General features: G+C 46.3%; 8 protein-coding genes. 4 read left to right on the top strand and 4 right to left on the bottom strand.

Translation table 11 applies throughout. From position 1 onward, the window contains the following. Positions 1-14 precede the first annotated feature (14 nt). The 4 genes from G3I67_RS08885 to G3I67_RS08870 all read right to left on the bottom strand — a co-directional run bounded on the left by G3I67_RS08885 (position 15) and on the right by G3I67_RS08870 (position 11899). Positions 15-2528, bottom strand: coding sequence for a type I polyketide synthase (locus tag G3I67_RS08885; RefSeq protein ID WP_163654423.1), 2514 nt, complete (start codon positions 2526-2528; stop codon positions 15-17). Continuing rightward, a complete protein-coding gene (locus G3I67_RS08880) occupies positions 2521-3297 on the bottom strand; it encodes a thioesterase II family protein (RefSeq protein WP_163654421.1) in 777 nt (258 codons plus the stop codon). The genes G3I67_RS08885 and G3I67_RS08880 overlap by 8 nt, the downstream gene beginning before the upstream one ends. A 5-nt stretch (positions 3298-3302) precedes the next feature. Next, positions 3303-10865: a type I polyketide synthase gene (locus G3I67_RS08875; protein WP_163654419.1), complete on the bottom strand. Its 7563-nt coding sequence runs from the start codon at positions 10863-10865 to the stop codon at positions 3303-3305. Between the two features lie 215 nt (positions 10866-11080). Beyond that, complete coding sequence (locus G3I67_RS08870; RefSeq protein WP_163654417.1) at positions 11081-11899, bottom strand: hypothetical protein; 819 nt, start codon at positions 11897-11899, stop codon at positions 11081-11083. Between the two features lie 263 nt (positions 11900-12162). On the opposite strand from G3I67_RS08870, the gene G3I67_RS08865 reads away from it, so the two are divergent. The 4 genes from G3I67_RS08865 to G3I67_RS08850 are packed head-to-tail and all read left to right on the top strand — an operon-like array spanning position 12163 to position 16007. Then, the gene (locus G3I67_RS08865; RefSeq protein WP_163654415.1) at positions 12163-12972 is read left to right on the top strand and encodes a substrate-binding periplasmic protein; all 810 of its coding nucleotides are present in this window, start codon (positions 12163-12165) and stop codon (positions 12970-12972) included. Positions 12973-13023: 51 nt separating this feature from the next. Next, on the top strand, positions 13024-13716 hold the full coding sequence (locus tag G3I67_RS08860; RefSeq protein WP_163654413.1) for a 50S ribosomal protein L11 methyltransferase: 693 nt from the start codon (positions 13024-13026) through the stop codon (positions 13714-13716). A gap of 28 nt (positions 13717-13744) precedes the next feature. Further along, entirely contained in the window at positions 13745-15394 is a 1650-nt protein-coding gene (locus G3I67_RS08855) for a transporter substrate-binding domain-containing protein (protein ID WP_163654411.1), read from the top strand. Further along, positions 15381-16007 (top strand): hypothetical protein, encoded by a 627-nt coding sequence (locus tag G3I67_RS08850; protein ID WP_163654410.1) that lies wholly within the window; start codon positions 15381-15383, stop codon positions 16005-16007. The genes G3I67_RS08855 and G3I67_RS08850 overlap by 14 nt, the downstream gene beginning before the upstream one ends. Positions 16008-16154 lie beyond the last annotated feature (147 nt).

The raw sequence follows: 16154 nt of genomic DNA, 5'->3' as shown, positions 1-16154 counted from the left end.
TTTCATCCTGCTTATTAAGTTGAATATTGTGTGGAATGATTGGATTGAAAATTGGTTCGGACTTTTTTTGCTTTTAGATGTGATTCATCAATCCAATATCGCTTGCGATCAAATGCGTAAGTCGGTAAATCTACTTTCCGATGCTTGTATGGAGCATCAAAAGCGTTCCAGTCGATCTGAATGCCGTGCATATAAAGTTGTGCGACCGTGCTGGTCAATACTTCCCAAGGAGGAGAATTTCTATGCAAACTACTGCACAAGGTCAGATCATTCGTCATTGACGAATGAGAACGTATGTATTCGCTGATGGACTGATCAGGACCGATTTCAAGAAAGGTGCGAACCGATAAGTCGGTTAATCGATTGATGTTTTCGATCAGATTGGCATGCTTGCCAATATGCTGCATCCAATAGGTCGATTGGGTAAATTCCTGTTCGGAGTTGTCTGCAGAGGAGCCCGAAATGAAAGGAATCGATGGCGACGAAAACCTGATGCTATTCAAAAAGGTTTCGAGTTCTGCCATGACTACATGGTCGGGTGGATTCTGCAAGACTTTCGCCCGTGCTGCAAGCATGAGCAATCCGTCTTCTAAAGAAAAGATCTCTGCAATACATGCCGCTACATATTCACCGATGTCATTGCCGGCAACGTAGTCCGGACGAACGCCCCAGGAAAGCCAGGTTTTAGCCAGTGAATATTCCAACGCGAATATTGCTGGATGGGCAAATTGAGTCTCCAGAAGATGGTTTTTATCCGGATCAAATAGAATCTCAATCAAAGACAGTGGGAGGGTACGATCAAGAATGACCGCGCATTGATCAATCGTTTGTTTGAATATTGGCAGTGATTGATAAAGCTCTAGCCCCATTCCGGGGTATTCCGAACCTTGGCCTGAGAATAGCCACGCCGTCTTTGTTTGTCCGGTTACTTTTGATACGGACTTGAGATTATTGAGTTTTTTAACCATTGCATTTGAATTTGCGCCGTTTACGGCAAACCGAAATTCAAATTGGGATCTTGTCGTATTGGATGAGAAGCAGACGTCAGCCAATTCGGATGATGAAGTATTTTTTATTCGATGCGCGTAACGATGCGCAAGCTCGATAAGACTTTGTTCGGAGCGCGCTGAAAGTGTCAGCACATGCATCGGGCGTTCAGGTTTTTCAATCACCTCAACTGGCGTGACATCATTGCCGGATATCACAATATGAGCATTGGTTCCACCAAATCCGAAAGAGCTTAACCCCGCATATCGAGATGCATTTGGATTGCTTTTGAGCGGCCAGTCTGTATGCGTGGCAACAACTTTCATGGGCAGATTGTCCCAGTCCAGTTGCGTATTGGGTGTATTGAAATGTAGGTTGGCAGGGATTTTTTGATGCTGGAGAGATAGAACGATTTTGATCAATCCTCCCAAGCCTGCTACGGATTCCATATGACCAATATTTGATTTGGAGGATCCTACATTCAGAACAGATTGACTCCTGTTGTGCATCACATTGCCGATGGCCTCAAGTTCGATGGGATCACCAAGCAATGTGCCAATGCCATGCGCTTCTATATAGTCTAACTGCGAGGATTCAATACCCGCATCGTTCAATGCAGCATGAATGACGGCTTGTTGTGATTGGCCATTTGGTGCGTCAACCTCATCCGTTTTTCCATCCTGGTTGATTGCGGTGCCGCAAACATAGGCCAAGATATTGTCACCATCGCGCTTCGCGTCGGATTCCCGTTTCAAAATAATGACGGCGCAACCTTCACTTCTCACATATCCATTTGCATCAGCAGAAAATACCCTGCAAGCACCATCGGGTGATATGGTATTCGGCTTTGAATGGGCGATAAGCTTGTCCGGATCGATAATTAAATTGACTCCTCCAACCATAGCCATGTCCGACTCTAGAGCATGCAAGCTTCTAGTCGCCAGATGTAATGCCACGAGTGAGGATGAGCAAGCCGTATCCAATGCGAGTGAAGGGCCGGTGAATCCGAAGGTGCGTGAGATTATTCCGGCGGTGGCGTTGGAACTGCCGATGTATACGGCTGTCCGGGTGGATTTCAAATGCTCAGGAATGAGTCTTGCATGCTCAAGAGCTTCCCAGCCTAGTTCAAGCAAAAGTCGCTGTTGCGGATCAAGGCTTTTCGCTTCATCGGGTGAAATCCCAAAAAATGCCGCATCGAATTGGTCTATGGATGTGTTGAGAAAGCCGCCTTTGGCTGAATGCAATTTTTCGGTGCCATGATCATCGGAGGAAAACAATGAATTTTTATTCCGCCGGTCGAAAGGGAATTCACTGATGGCATCTTTGCCGGACTCGAGCAATGACCAGTATTCTTCAATGCTATTCGCTCCACCTGGAAATCGACATGCCATGCCGATTATGGCAATGCGTTCTTTTTTCTTCAGGGCGGCATTCTCTTGCAGCAACTGACGAATAGTGTCCCCCGCCTTTCGCAGTGCTTGCTTGAGCGCAATCTCTTTATCAGATTGGGACTCGGAAGAAAAAAGGTCCTGATCAGGCATGAATGTTGGCTAATTCATTCTCGGTTGCAGGCAAGATGACTTTTTTCAAAATCTGAATCAGCTCGTCCTGATGGGTGCGAAGGAAAAAATGCCCTGCTGAAAGTACATGCAGTTTTGCCACGTCAGCAGTATGTTGGCTCCAGGGCTCAACGACATCGGGAGACGCTTCGATATCATCGTTGCCGGCGAGAAGATGCAACGGACACTGTAATACTGTGCCGGATTGAAACTGATAAGTGTCGCAAAGTGTGAAGTCAGCCTTTAGCGTTGGCATCAAGAAAGCCAGCAATTCCTTGCTATCAAGCACCTCCTGGGGAAAACCGCCAAACCGTTTCAGGCGATCAATGAACTGATCGTCAGGCAGGGCATAAAGCGCTTCGCGCTTTCTGGGCAGATGGGCGGCGCGGTGGGCAGCTAAAAAGATGCCTTGAGGCATGTCCATGCCATTTTCCTGCAGGGCGCGAGCAAGTTCGAACGCAAGAAGCGCTCCCATACTGTGGCCATAAATGAAAAATGGTTTATTCGAGTAAAGCTGAATTTGATTGGCGAGCGATTGTGCCATCGCTTGAGCCTGTTTGATCGGTGTCTCGCTGAAACGATTTTCACGCCCCGGGAGCTGAATAGGGCAGACTTCGATCTCGCTGCCAAGTAACTTTCCCCAAGGGCGATATATTGAGGCGCCGCCTCCAGCAAAAGGCAAGCAAAATAGCCTGACTTGAGCATTGGGTTCGGGATGCGGGCAGGTGATCCAATTATTGAATTTAGTCATGTGTACTATCCAAGCAGTTTATCTAGTTCATCAAGCAAGGATTGCGCACTTTGAACCGTATCCTGTGGTTGATTCAATGAGGTTTTTTCGGATTCGGCCTTTACATCCTCAATCATGCCGGCGAGAGCCTCGCTCATGGCATTCACTGTAGGGGCATTGAATATCAAACTGACAGGCAAGCGCTGTTCAAGTCGCCTGCCAATCGCGTTTGTCAGTTGAACGGCCATTAAGGAGTCAAAGCCCTGATCAGTCATAGGGACCTCAAGAGGAATGTCCGTATGCGCATCCACACCGAGAATATCCTGAACGATCTCGATCACAATTTGCTTGATCAGATCCGTCTTTTGCGTGCGATCGGATTCGTGCAGTTTTTTGATGAAGTCCGATTGATTGCCCGACTGTTTGCGTCGATTTGTCTGATCTGTAGAAGAAGTGAGAGAAGAGAGATATTTGGCGCAAGACGCTGCGAATTGAACATATTTTTGCCAAACGCAATCAATCACTCCAATGTTGGAATTTTGATTATTCAGACACAGGGAAAGCGCGGCCAGTCCCGTATCGGGAGTAATAGCGGTGAATCCCAGACTGGACAGATGTCGCGTAATTTGCTGATCCGATTGAGCCATCCCGACTTCGGCCCAAGGTCCCCAATGGATGCTGATGGCTTTTTGGCCAAGGATTTTTCGATATGTTGCAAGCGCATCCATGAACATATTTGCCGCGGCATAATTGGCCTGTCCCTGATTGCCTAGCAAAGAGGCCGCCGACGAAAATAGCACAAAGAAATCCAGCGCAAGCCTATCGGTCAGTTGGTGCAGATTCCAGCTGCCATCAATCTTGGCCGAATACACATTGGTGAAGTTTTTCCAGGTTTGATCAATTAGCAAGTGATCATCCAGGACGCCCGCGCAATGCAATACCCCTTTCAATGGAGGCATATCTTTTTCGATGGTCGAGAGGCATTCCTCCAATTGTGATTTGTTGGCAATGTCAACAACCATGTGCCGAATTTCGACATTCAGTGTTTTCAGTGTACCAATGGTTTCCATCACCTGAGGAGAGGGTGCACTGCGACTGAGCAAGGCAATATGCCGTGCGCCTTGAACAATGAGCCATGCTGCTGTCAGTAAACCGAGGCCTCCTGTGCCACCGGTAATCAAGTATGTACTTTCGTCGTTAATAGCGACCGGTTCAGCAGCGAGTGATTTTGCGGGTTTCAGGCGAGCGCCGAATCGATGACCATGTCGAATCGCAATCCGGTATTCATCGTCCTTGATGTTGAGCGAATCGAACAATTCTTTCGTTTCGCTAATTTCCCCGGATTGCGCAAGATCGATGCAAGTTGCGTTAAGTTCGGGATGCTCTAAATTGATCGTTAATCCGATTCCCCACGCAGTGGCTTGTTGAATATTAGGCAAATGCGTGTCGTCATGTAGTACGTGAACGCCGCGCGTAATAATCGCCATACGATTCTTAATCGTCCATTCGCCTTTCAGGCAGGCTTGAATCAAGCCGAGAAGGGATGCGCTCGAATGGGCTTGATGCATGGATGATTCATCATCCATGTTCTTTTCATCAAGCGCACAGAGATGAATGATTCCTTGTAATGTATCGGCTCCATCGGTGGCAAGCTTGACGAAATCGATTAGGTGTTGCGTGTCGGAGATGTCGTTGAGCGAAATTGCAAGTTGATCAGCACCAAGCCTTGAAGTGCTTTCGCCAATGCGAACCAACAAACAAGTTTGTCCTTGGTGCTTGATGTGATCGACAAGATTGGATCCTGTTTCGCCCTGGTCTGTAAAAATGAGCCATGGAGCAGGGTTTGATTCTTTCGCTGCCAACTCTACTACAGGTAATTCAATCCAATTCTCTTCGTAGAGCAGCTTTGAAATATTGCCGGATCGATCGGAATTGAATTTGGATACATCGGCTCGTCGAGCTTGTAGTCCTTGCAATTCAATGATCGCATTGCCTTTTGTGTCGCAGAAAGTGACGTCGGCAATAGCATGCTCATCACTGCTGTCATCGCGCAATTTCATGTAAACGGCAGCCGGCGTATTTTCACTTCTGACGACTTGTCTCGCAGTTTCAATTGCAAACGGTAGCCAGACTTCATCCGCTTTATGCATATCCATCGCAAGCAGCAGAGAAAATCCAGCATCCAGCAGGCCAGGGTGCAATTGATCTGCGCGCAACCCGCTTCGCGACACCGGCTCACCTAACATTCCGAGCGCTTCTTTGTCGCCACGCATGATGGATGTGATCCATCTATAGCTGGGCCCCAGGTTGATCTTTCTTGTGGCCAGCATTGAAAAGAACTCGTCAACGTTAATCTTTTGTTGACAGCGTTTTTCGATCGCGCTCAGATCGATCGGATTGCTTGAGCTTTCTTTGAACGGCACAAAATCGGCTTGAGCGTGTTGTGATGTCCAGACGTCGTTCTGGGACTCGTCGGCATTAAAGCTAATGATTTGCGCTGATTGCCCCGCGTCGCCATTTTGTTCAACGATGAGCTGCACCGTTCTTGTTTGATCCCCGTCAATGATCAATGGCGCAGGAAAATGAATGTTCGAGACACTCATCGGCTGCGACTTGAAAAGCTGAGCGACCGCATCAAGCATCATTGCAACATGACATGCCCCAGATGCCACTGTGGTTGATGCAATGAGATGATCATTCAGAAACGGGAATGCTTCAGTATTGAATTGATTTTCGAATATCGAGGCAGTTAATCCGGGTAGTCGCAGCTTCTTTCCCAGTAACATATCCGAACCCATTGGAAGCATGGCTTGGACAGATGCCTGTTTCGGCGCTTTCATCCAATAGGGTTTGTGCTGAAACGGATAGGTTGGAAGTGCCACTTTTCGCCGTTGATATCCGTGATCAAGTCCTTTCAGATTTGGATTGATACGGACTGCAACTTTAGCCATGCTTTGTAGCGCAGTGAGCCAATTGTTCTGTGCGGGCTTGATACTGGTCAACCAGAGGTGCTCGCCCGTCACGCATTGTGATCCGAGGCCGATCAGCGTGGGACGAGGGCCGATCTCAATAAAGATATTGCATCCCTGTTCGGCCATGTTTTCAATGCCACTGCGGAATTTGACGGACTGACGAATATGTTGCCGCCAATATTGAGGCATTGTGATTTCGTCGGAGGCGACAGTGCCTGTCAAATTTGAAACCAGCTTGATATTTGGAAGCCGATATGTGATGGTCTGCGCCACACGCTCGAAATCATCGAGCATCGGTTCCATCAGGCTGGAATGGAATGCATGAGATGTATTGAGCTTTTGTGTGCGAATGCCTTGCGCAGTCAATTGCTTAATTAATGCACTGATTGCGCCGGTTTCACCTGAAACGACCACACTTTCGGGGCCATTATCTGCAGCGATGGAAATTTCTTTCGTTAAATTACCGGTAGTCAATAATGAACGAACGACAGCGACTGGTGCCGAGACTGCCCACATTTCTCCGGTTTGTTCCAATGACTGCATCAGGGTTGCCCTAGCTGCCACGAGTTTTATCGCCTCTTCAAGGCTAAATACACCGGCAATACATGCAGCCGCGTATTCCCCCAGACTGTGCCCCATGACATAGTCAGGATTCACTCCCCAAGATTGCCACAGTTTGGCCAAGGCATATTCGATCGTAAATAATGCCGGCTGAGCCAGACCCGTCTGATGAATCAGTGCTGATTGCTCATCTGTCGGATAAATAATATCGATCAAATTCGATCCGATTAAAGACTCGAACAAAGACGCGCAATCATCAACATGCTGTTTAAAAACCGTTTGAGATTGGTAGAGATCGCGTCCCATGTTGATGTATTGCGATCCTTGTCCAGTAAACAAAAATCCGACCTGATGTCGAGCCTTGCTTGCTGAATAAACCTCGATAGAGCCTGATGTTGAGCCATCACTTTCAATCAATCGCAGCTGAGCAATCATTTCTGCCGCGGTGGCACCGGTCAATGCGACTCGATAATCAAAAGTTTTGCGACCGGTATTAGCGGTATGACAAGCATTGGCCAGATCAATGTCCGGGTGCGCTTCAAAATGTCTAGCGTAGCGTCCGGCCAGTTGCTTGAGTGCGGGCTCAGTCCTCGCGCTCAAAAAAAGCATGTGCAGAGGACGTTCCTGTGGGTTAATCAAGGGAGGAAGTTCTGGAGCTTCTTCAAGAATGGCATGGGCATTCGTTCCCCCTATACCTAACGAGTTTACGCCAGCTCGACGAGGATGGTTGCCCTTTTTCCACTCGATTGCTTCCGTATTGATAAAAAACGGACTTTGATCAATGTGCAATCCGGGATTGGGGGTATTGAAGTTCAACAGCGGCGGAATAACTTTGTGATGCAAAGTCAATGCGGTCTTGATGAAGCCCGCTGTACCGGAGGTGATTTGTAAATGCCCGACGTTCGTTTTGACCGAGCCCAGTGCGCAAAATTGGGTTTCTTGAGTTTGCGTGCGGAACACTTGTGTTAAGCCATCAAGCTCGATCGGATCGCCGATTTCCGTGCCGGTGCCGTGTGCCTCCACAAAACCGATGGTGTCAGGATCAATGCCTGCAACCGAAATAGCCTCGGCCACGGCAATTGCCTGACCATCAGAACTCGGTGCCATGTATCCGACTTTCATGCCCGCATCATTATTCACTGCGGAGCCTTTAACAATTGCATAGATGTGATCGCCATCACGAATGGCATCATCGAGCCGCTTCAGTAATACGGCTCCCACGCCGCTGCCGAAAATAGTCCCACGGGCCTGGGCATCAAATGATCTGACGTGACCGTCTGGCGAAACAATCAATCCGGGCTGATAGAGATGTCCCGCGTGTTCAGGTGACTGAATAGAGGCGCCACCGGTCAGGAATAAATCTGTTTCGCCCGAAAGCAGCGACTGACATGCCATGTGGACAGTGACAAGGCCAGTGGAACAGGCCGTTTGAACGTTGACGCTTGGACCGGAAAGATTCAGCTTGTAAGAGACTCGGGTTGTCAGATAGTCTTTGTCATTTGCAACCATCATCATGAACCCGCCCATTGAATCGAGCGTTGCGACATTAAAGTCGTCTTGCGGGTCAAGATCCTTTTTGTTGGGAAGGATATTGTTCATCAGATAGGTGTTCATGGCGGCGCCTGCGTATACGCCAGTTACTCCCGGGTAGGTCGTTGGATCGTATCCGGCATTCTCGAACGCTTCCCATGCACACTCCAGAAACTGACGATGCTGGGGATCCATGAGCTCAGCGTCACGCGCCGAATAACCGAAGAACTCCGCATCGAAACCTCGTGCGTCATTGAGCAATGGACTTGCTTTTACATAGTCCGGCTTTTCAACTAATGATTTGCTAAAGCCATTGTTGATCAGATCCTTTTCGTCAAAAAAGGTGATGGATTCAACCCCATCAACAAGGTTTTTCCAGAAGGCGTCAATATCGTCCGCACCGGGAAATCTGCAAGACATGCCAATGACTGCGACGTCAGTGGAGCGGCCTGAAGCGTGCGATTGATTGCGAGCTTGTGCACGCGCTTGGCCTTGTGTGAACGGCGATGCCTGGGATTTGTCGCCTGCGATTTTTTTGGCAAGCGATTCGACAGTTGGCGAAGTAAACAAATCGACCAGTGTCAGATCGGATCCAAACGCTTCCATCAGTCTTTCGTGCGCTTGAACCAGCGACAGAGAGTCTCCCCCTAGTTCGAAAAAATTGTCCTTGAGATCTATAAATTCGAGATCAAGGACATCGCGCCAAATGGCTGCAATTTGTTGTTCGATTTCGGATGATGGGCTGGATGCGGACTGAACTTGCCGAGACGCTGCTTCGTTTTGGCGCAATTGTTCAATTCGAGTAATGATGTCGTTGTACTCACCCTTTTGAAACATCTGAATGAGACGTTTATGCTGGATTTTTCCAATTTCTGTTTTTGGAATGGACTGTCGATCCAGGGGGATCAGATAGTCGGCCTTGATGCCTACTGTTTGGGTCAACGTGGATTGAATACGCTTTAGCAGATCCAATAACGCTTGATCCTCTTTGATTTCCGAATGGAAAAAAAGAACAAGGCTTAATTTGTCGGATCCGGGCGCAAAGGCAGCGCAAGCTGCAGTAAAAGACGGTGAAAGATCCGTGATCTGTTCCGCCGCAGCTTCAATTTCTGAGTTTGAGAGGTTGGCGCCATTCACAATAATGCCTAGACCTGCTCGGCCTAATAGGACCAGCTCACCTTGAGTAATAAAAGCGGCATCGCCTGTATCAAACCATCCGTCCCCCACAAATGCTTCATTTGCGACCGGATTGCGGTAGTAGCCCGGCATGAGAGCCGCGCCTTTAATTTGAAATCGCCCAACTGTTTCTTCAGGAACGAGCTGATTCTGCTCATCCACGATTCTGATGGAAACGCCGGCAATGACGGGGCCTAGTTTTGCAAATGAAATGCAGGTGGGATCGTCTGGACTGACATGATGTATCTTTCCAGTCATGTGGTTTCGATCGATATGGGCAAAGCCGATCGATTTGCCTGGTTCAGGCAAGTGATAAGTAATGCCTGAACATACTTCAGCCATGCCGAAGGCCGATATCAGCGCTTCCGGTCGCATGTTATGAGGGCGCAAGGCCTCAAGAAATTCGTGTGTTGTCGATTGAGCAATCAGTTCGGCGGCACTTAACAGCCCTTTTAGGCTGGATAGGTTAAATGGCCGACCTGTGTATGTCTTCATTGCCTTGCTTACAAGGGCAAATGCAAAATTTGGCGCCCAACTGTGGGTGACTTGATGCTCTTCGATCAGTTCCATCCAGCGCAGAGGATGGGGCAGGATGTATTCTTTTTGTGCGTAAACAAGCTTGCTGCCTTCAATCACAGGGCTGATGTGATAAGCCGAGATGTTCCCGATATGGTCGAATGGCAACCAACTCAGAATCACATCTTCTTGACTGTTACGACAAAGCAAGTTGGTGCCGATTCCTCGGGACAACATGTTTTTATGCGTAAGCGGCACGATTTTGGACAGTCCGGTGCTACCTGAGGACAAGGTGTAAAAGGCGACATCATCCGGTTCGGCTTGGTGGATTCGTTTACACGCCTGATGTTCTTTCAGATTCTCGATCGAGATCAGTCGGCATTGTTCAAACGCCGGAATGGCGGACGAGTTTTTGATTGTTGATAGTTGTGCTTCGACCGTGCAAATCACGGGGCGATCCAGCGTGTTCCAGATATGCTCAAGCTGCTCTGTCGGTCGGCTCTGAATGTCATAACTGACCGGCATTGGAACGATAATAGGTTCGACGCCGGCAAATAGTGCGCCCCAATACGCAGGAAGAATATCCTCGGACTGAATCAGCTGAAGCAAGATTTTGTCTTTCGGCTTTAAGCCCAGGGTTGTAAAACCCGTCGCAATTTTCTTTGCCTGATTGATCAACCATTCATAATTCTGGTCAACTTGTTTTCCCTGGCTATCGATAAAAACGATGGCTGTCTTTGGGTTTGCTTTGAGTAAAGCATTTGGAAGATTTCCAAGTTCGGCTACACGGTCGGGAAGGTTTTGTCCGTGCTGGATGGCAAGTGTTTGATTCATGAATGATGATCAATATGTGGCAAAACAGGGATAGCCCAATGTAGCACTTGGATAGCGTATTTTTTCTGTAATACATAAAAAAATATGCTAATTGGTGTACGGGATTGGTATTTTTACGAAATGTGTTGGGGGTGTGTCAATAAATTCTTAATGACAAAAGCAAAAGCGCACCAAATTGGTGCGCTTTTGCTTCAAAAGTCGACTCGAACTATTGATCAGTCGACGTAGTTAACATAAAAATTATTTAGTTCGTCAACCAGAGATGTTGCCCTAAAGTTATCTTCTATTTTGGTTCTGACCGTAATCGTCTTATTGAGAAGAATGCTTTCATATTTCCAATTTGGCGGTAGATTCAAGGTATTTCCGAGTTCAACGAGTCTGTCGCGCGTCAGCCATCCGGCTACCTCGTTGGTGTAGCTGTGCATCAGATATTGTTCCCCGGTGGGGGAAACCAACCTATGCACTAAGTCACCGATGTTCCAGATGTAGTACATGTCGGTGTTGATGGTAAAAGGGGTATAGGTCGCTGACATCGCCGCTTTTACGTTGGGAACTTTGCCTCGCAGCACGTCGATCAAACTTAGGCGGATATAGGCAACTTCACTAAATTTCAGATTGCCTAATTCGTAGTAAGGATTTGAAATTGAAGATAAATTGACCGACATGAGTAGGTAATGGTATCCACCTCGGGTAATCACGCTGGCATTATGTACGGTTTTAATCTGAGCAAAATAGGACGCAATCGTCATTTTTGTGTAGCTTGCGACATCGCAACTTGGCTCAACTTTAAAAGTCGAGTAGATACGGATCAAATATTGCAGTCTTAACAAGTCGAGTTCGCCCGTGTATATCTGACAGATAGCAGCATTCGGATCGACTCGATAATCAGAGTGAGGAGGTTCCTTCTTATTGGTTGTTGCCGTTGGCTGCTGTGGAGTGTTGGTCGCTGCGGGAGGTGCTGAATTGGATGCAAACGAATTATTAGTCGTCAAAATCGTCAAGCATAGCAATGTGCAAGAGAGTAGCTTTTTCATTATTTAGACTAAATAATTTTTAACTTAATTGTGGATGAAGTACTGAAATTTAATTTTAGATAGCCTTATTATCATTCAAATTTAGTTCAGATAAGTAGATTTAACGTTATTAGAGGTTTGGATGAATGAAAATAGGAGAATGCAAGTTATAAACGTCACAGTAGAGTATTCTAAGCCGATTGGCGAATGCCAATTGAAATAATTTAATGCTAAACCGTTCAAGTTGGTGAATCGTATTACGAATAGATGGTAATAGGAAATTAATGAGAAATCTAAAGTTATTTCTAATTGCACTTACGATGCTTGGGGCACTCGCACAGGTGAATGCGCATGCACAAACTTGTGAAAAGTTGATTGTGACAGGTCCTCCCAACTCGCCACCGTCATCATGGCTGATGAACGGAAAGATGGTTGGTGCGTCTGTAGATTTGGTGACGCGGGTAGCAAATGGCGCTGGAGTGAAAAAGGTCGAAACAAAAATATATCCGACCTGGAATGACGCTCTGGAAGCAACTTATCGCGGCGAAACGGATTTAATTTTTTCGGCGGCCTGGTCAATTGATCGGGCACGATATCTCAACTATATACAACCGCCTTACGCATCACAGTTTTTGTACGTCGTCGTTAGAAAGGGTCATACATTTCCACTTCTGAAATATGAAGATTTGGCAAGTAAAAAGGGTGCTGCGGTCAAGGGCGAAGCATATGGCGACAGCAAGTTTGGCCAATATGTCGAGAAGAATCTGAATTTGACCAGAGCAAACTCTCTGGACGAATTATTTGACATGTTGTTGGAAGGAAAAATTGACTTTGCGTTCGGATATGAAAACACGGTTACTAGCAAAGTGTTTTCGAGCAATTTAGCGAGCAAGGTTGAATATATATCGACCTTTCCCTATGAAGCTGAAACCTATTTTGCTTTTTCGAAGCGATCCAAATGTTACGAGGCGATCGCTAAAGCTTTTGCCGCCGAGGTGGTGAAAGCGTCTAGAGAATATAGTTACTTTCAATTAATGAAAAAATACCGAATCATTGCTGACGAAAGTGAGTTGGAAAAAACTAAAGGGAAGTAAACCGTTTGTAATTGTTTCGAATTTATTTATCCATAAATGAGATAGGGCAGCATGGGTCATCATCGATTTTTCAATCCTGAAAATGTTTATTTTCAGCAATTCAGGCCCAGTCCCTACACCTGTGCGCTGATAAGGGTTTTAAGGCGGGAATTAAGTCAGAAATCTATTCACAAAGTTTTGGATGTCGGTACTGGAAGCGGCTTGTTTTTAGCTTGTCTTGCCGGCTTGGGTGCGACTGAGTTGTATGGAGTGGATATCGATCCGCAGGCAATTGAAGCAACGACCGCTCTTTTGAAACAATTACATCCCAACTTGAAATGTAACTTGTATCAAAGTGACATGTGGACTCCTTTTCAGGCTCAAGACAAGTTTGATGTCATGGTGGCGAATCTTCCCCACTTCCCGGGTAACTTTAAAGACCCGACAAGACCTAGTGGTTGGGGGGGCGGCAACGGCCGGGAAATCATGGATAAATGGATAAATGGCTTAGCCCCGCACCTTAATGATGGTGGTTGTGCCTATTTTTCGCATCAGGATCTGATCGGTTGGGCGCACAGCAAAGAATTGATTGAGCGTAATGGGTTGGCGTGGCAGGTTGTCGAGCAATGGACTGCTTTTGAACCTCCGGAGCGTATGGCAGCAGTTGAAGAAAAGTACCTTACACTTGATAGTCAGGACTTATATGCCTATGGTGGCTATGTTTTTGTAGAAGCCAAAATCGTCAAAGTAACCAAACAGAAATAAAAAATAAACTTCACGATCATGAGTGAAAATGCCGGTTAATAAGATATTTGCCTTTCTCATTCTGATTGGCGCTTCATTTTTCTTACAGGCGAACGCCTACTCCAATAACTACCAGGCTTTAATCAAGCAGCAATTGGAGCAAGCGAGTCAGTTTGGCTGTGCAGATGGTGGAAATCAGCTGACTAAAATAATATGTGATGGATCAATACGGATTGGTGTACGCGACAATTACAAAGGCTTTGGTTTTAGCTCCAAAGAAAATGACAGCTCTCAAGGCGAGTACAACGGCTTTGAAATTGAATTAGCTCGTCTCATTGGCAAGGCGCTTGGCGTCAAGGTCATTTTGGAGACTGTGACCAGCACTGATCGCATTCAGAAACTGCTGGACTCTAAAGTCGATATCGTTTTGGCTACGATGGCGCACACGGCTCAGCGCGAAAAAACGATTGACTTTGTGCGGCCGCATTACTATTCGTCACCGACTGCTGTGATTGCTCCAAAAAAGACAAATATTCAGAGTCTGGATGATTTAAAGAATGTATCGATTTGTGTACCGTTAGGAAGTTATTCCAACGTCGTATTTTCCCAGCACTCTGCCAGATTGATGATTTACGATCGTCCGGACAGAATGATTACCGCCTTGCGCTTAGGTGCGTGCCGAGTCTTGTCACATGACAGATCTTTATTGATCACGACAGTGACAGGGCCGGATGCACCATGGGAATTGTCGTCCCAATTTGAAGAGAAGCTCACCACTACGGAGGTTCCCTGGGGCATAGGCGTGAGAAAAGCGGATGCATCCAGTTTGGGGAAAGTGATATCTGAAATTATCGCGGATTTACATCAAGACGGAACAATCGAAGCGCTTGCCAAAAAATTCAATGTTCAAAATGAATTTTTGCTGCAACAAAAGAAAATGTGGGGTCAGTCGGAGTGTTTAGTTGCGGATGCAGGCTTGAATGAAGATTGCATGCTTAAAGGGGTCACGCTCGAGGACGAGCCAACGCTCATTTCAAAAAATGTTTTAACTTTTCAAGGCTGGCTCAATAAAAACACAGGTTGGACACTTTCATTCCCGATGCTTACGGGCCAGGTCGCCAGCAGCATGTTTATAAAAGGGATGATGGTATCGATTCTCTTAGTGATCAGTGCATTGGTGATGACGCTTTTGACTGGCCTATGTATCCAGTTTTTGCTTAGATCCCAGAACTTGCTGTACATGATTATTGGCCGGATTGTCAGTGAATTTTGTATAAATAGTCCGATCGTTTTACTACTGGTGTTGGGGTATTTGATTTCTTCCTTGTTTGTGTCGTATTCACCATTCTTGTCGATATTTGTTGCGACTGTCGTCATCGGACTTAGCAACGGAAGTAATGCGGGATTAGCCATGTTCGACACATCGAAGAGACTTTCGCCCGATACGTCTGTCCAGAGCATTGTGCGGCACACGTTTATACCGATTCGCGCCAGTTTAATTAATGCGGCAAAAACGAGTCCTGTTGCGGCGATTATTGGTGCACCTGAATTGTTGTCCGTACTAACGGATGTGACATCCTTTACAGGCGAACGCATCACTACCTATCTGATACTTTCCATTTTTTATATTTTGATCGTTCAGGCTGTTGTGATTTTCATCAATCGAATATCTTCAAGGCTTCAGAATGTCAAAGTTTGAGGCAATGATTTTTGTCAAGGAATTTCTTAGCGCCTTCGTCGTTAATCTTGAGGCTGCGATTGGTTCGTTGCTTTTGGGATTAGTGATCGCGCTTCCATTGACGTATGTTCGCCGGATTCGGGGTGTGTATGCCACGCTTGCGGAAGTAGTGATTGCATTTTTCAGGGCATTTCCGGTTTTTGTTTTGCTTTATGTTCTTTTCAACGCATCGAGTTATCAATTCATAACGAATGCATTTGGCATTGATTTTTTGGAGCTGGTCATTGTGATTCTGGCGCTTAGCGCGTATTCGGTCACTGCAGTTTCGGATGCGATGCTCGATAGCTGGAAAAAACTCGATAGCGGTGATTTACATTTGGCGATGCTTTTTATTCCAAATTGTTTTCGTATTTTCACCATTTTGATCCTGGCATCCAGTATCGGTGCCGCAATTGGCCTGCAGGATTCGGTCGCTTTTTCAATTCATGAAATGGATTTGATTGAGGATCGATCACAAAAAATACTGCTACTTGTAACTGTTTGTCTTTTTTATGTTGTTTTTTTGATGATGTGTAAGGGACTTCTAAACCAGGTAGTTAACAGAATGACAAATAAAAAAGTGCACCGAGGATAGATCATAAAACTTAAAAAAAATCATGCCGCATACGCCAATCGCCATACATAAAAACGATAATTTTTCACATTTAGTAACGCTTGCTTCACAATGGTGAATGTGACGATCAAAAATCAACACTTTGTGGTTCAAAATAATTTTTCATAA

Source organism: Sheuella amnicola, assembly GCF_010499255.1.
GTDB classification, from domain to species: Bacteria; Pseudomonadota; Gammaproteobacteria; order Burkholderiales; family Burkholderiaceae_B; genus Zwartia; species Zwartia amnicola.
This window is presented reverse-complemented; position numbering and strand designations above follow the sequence as displayed.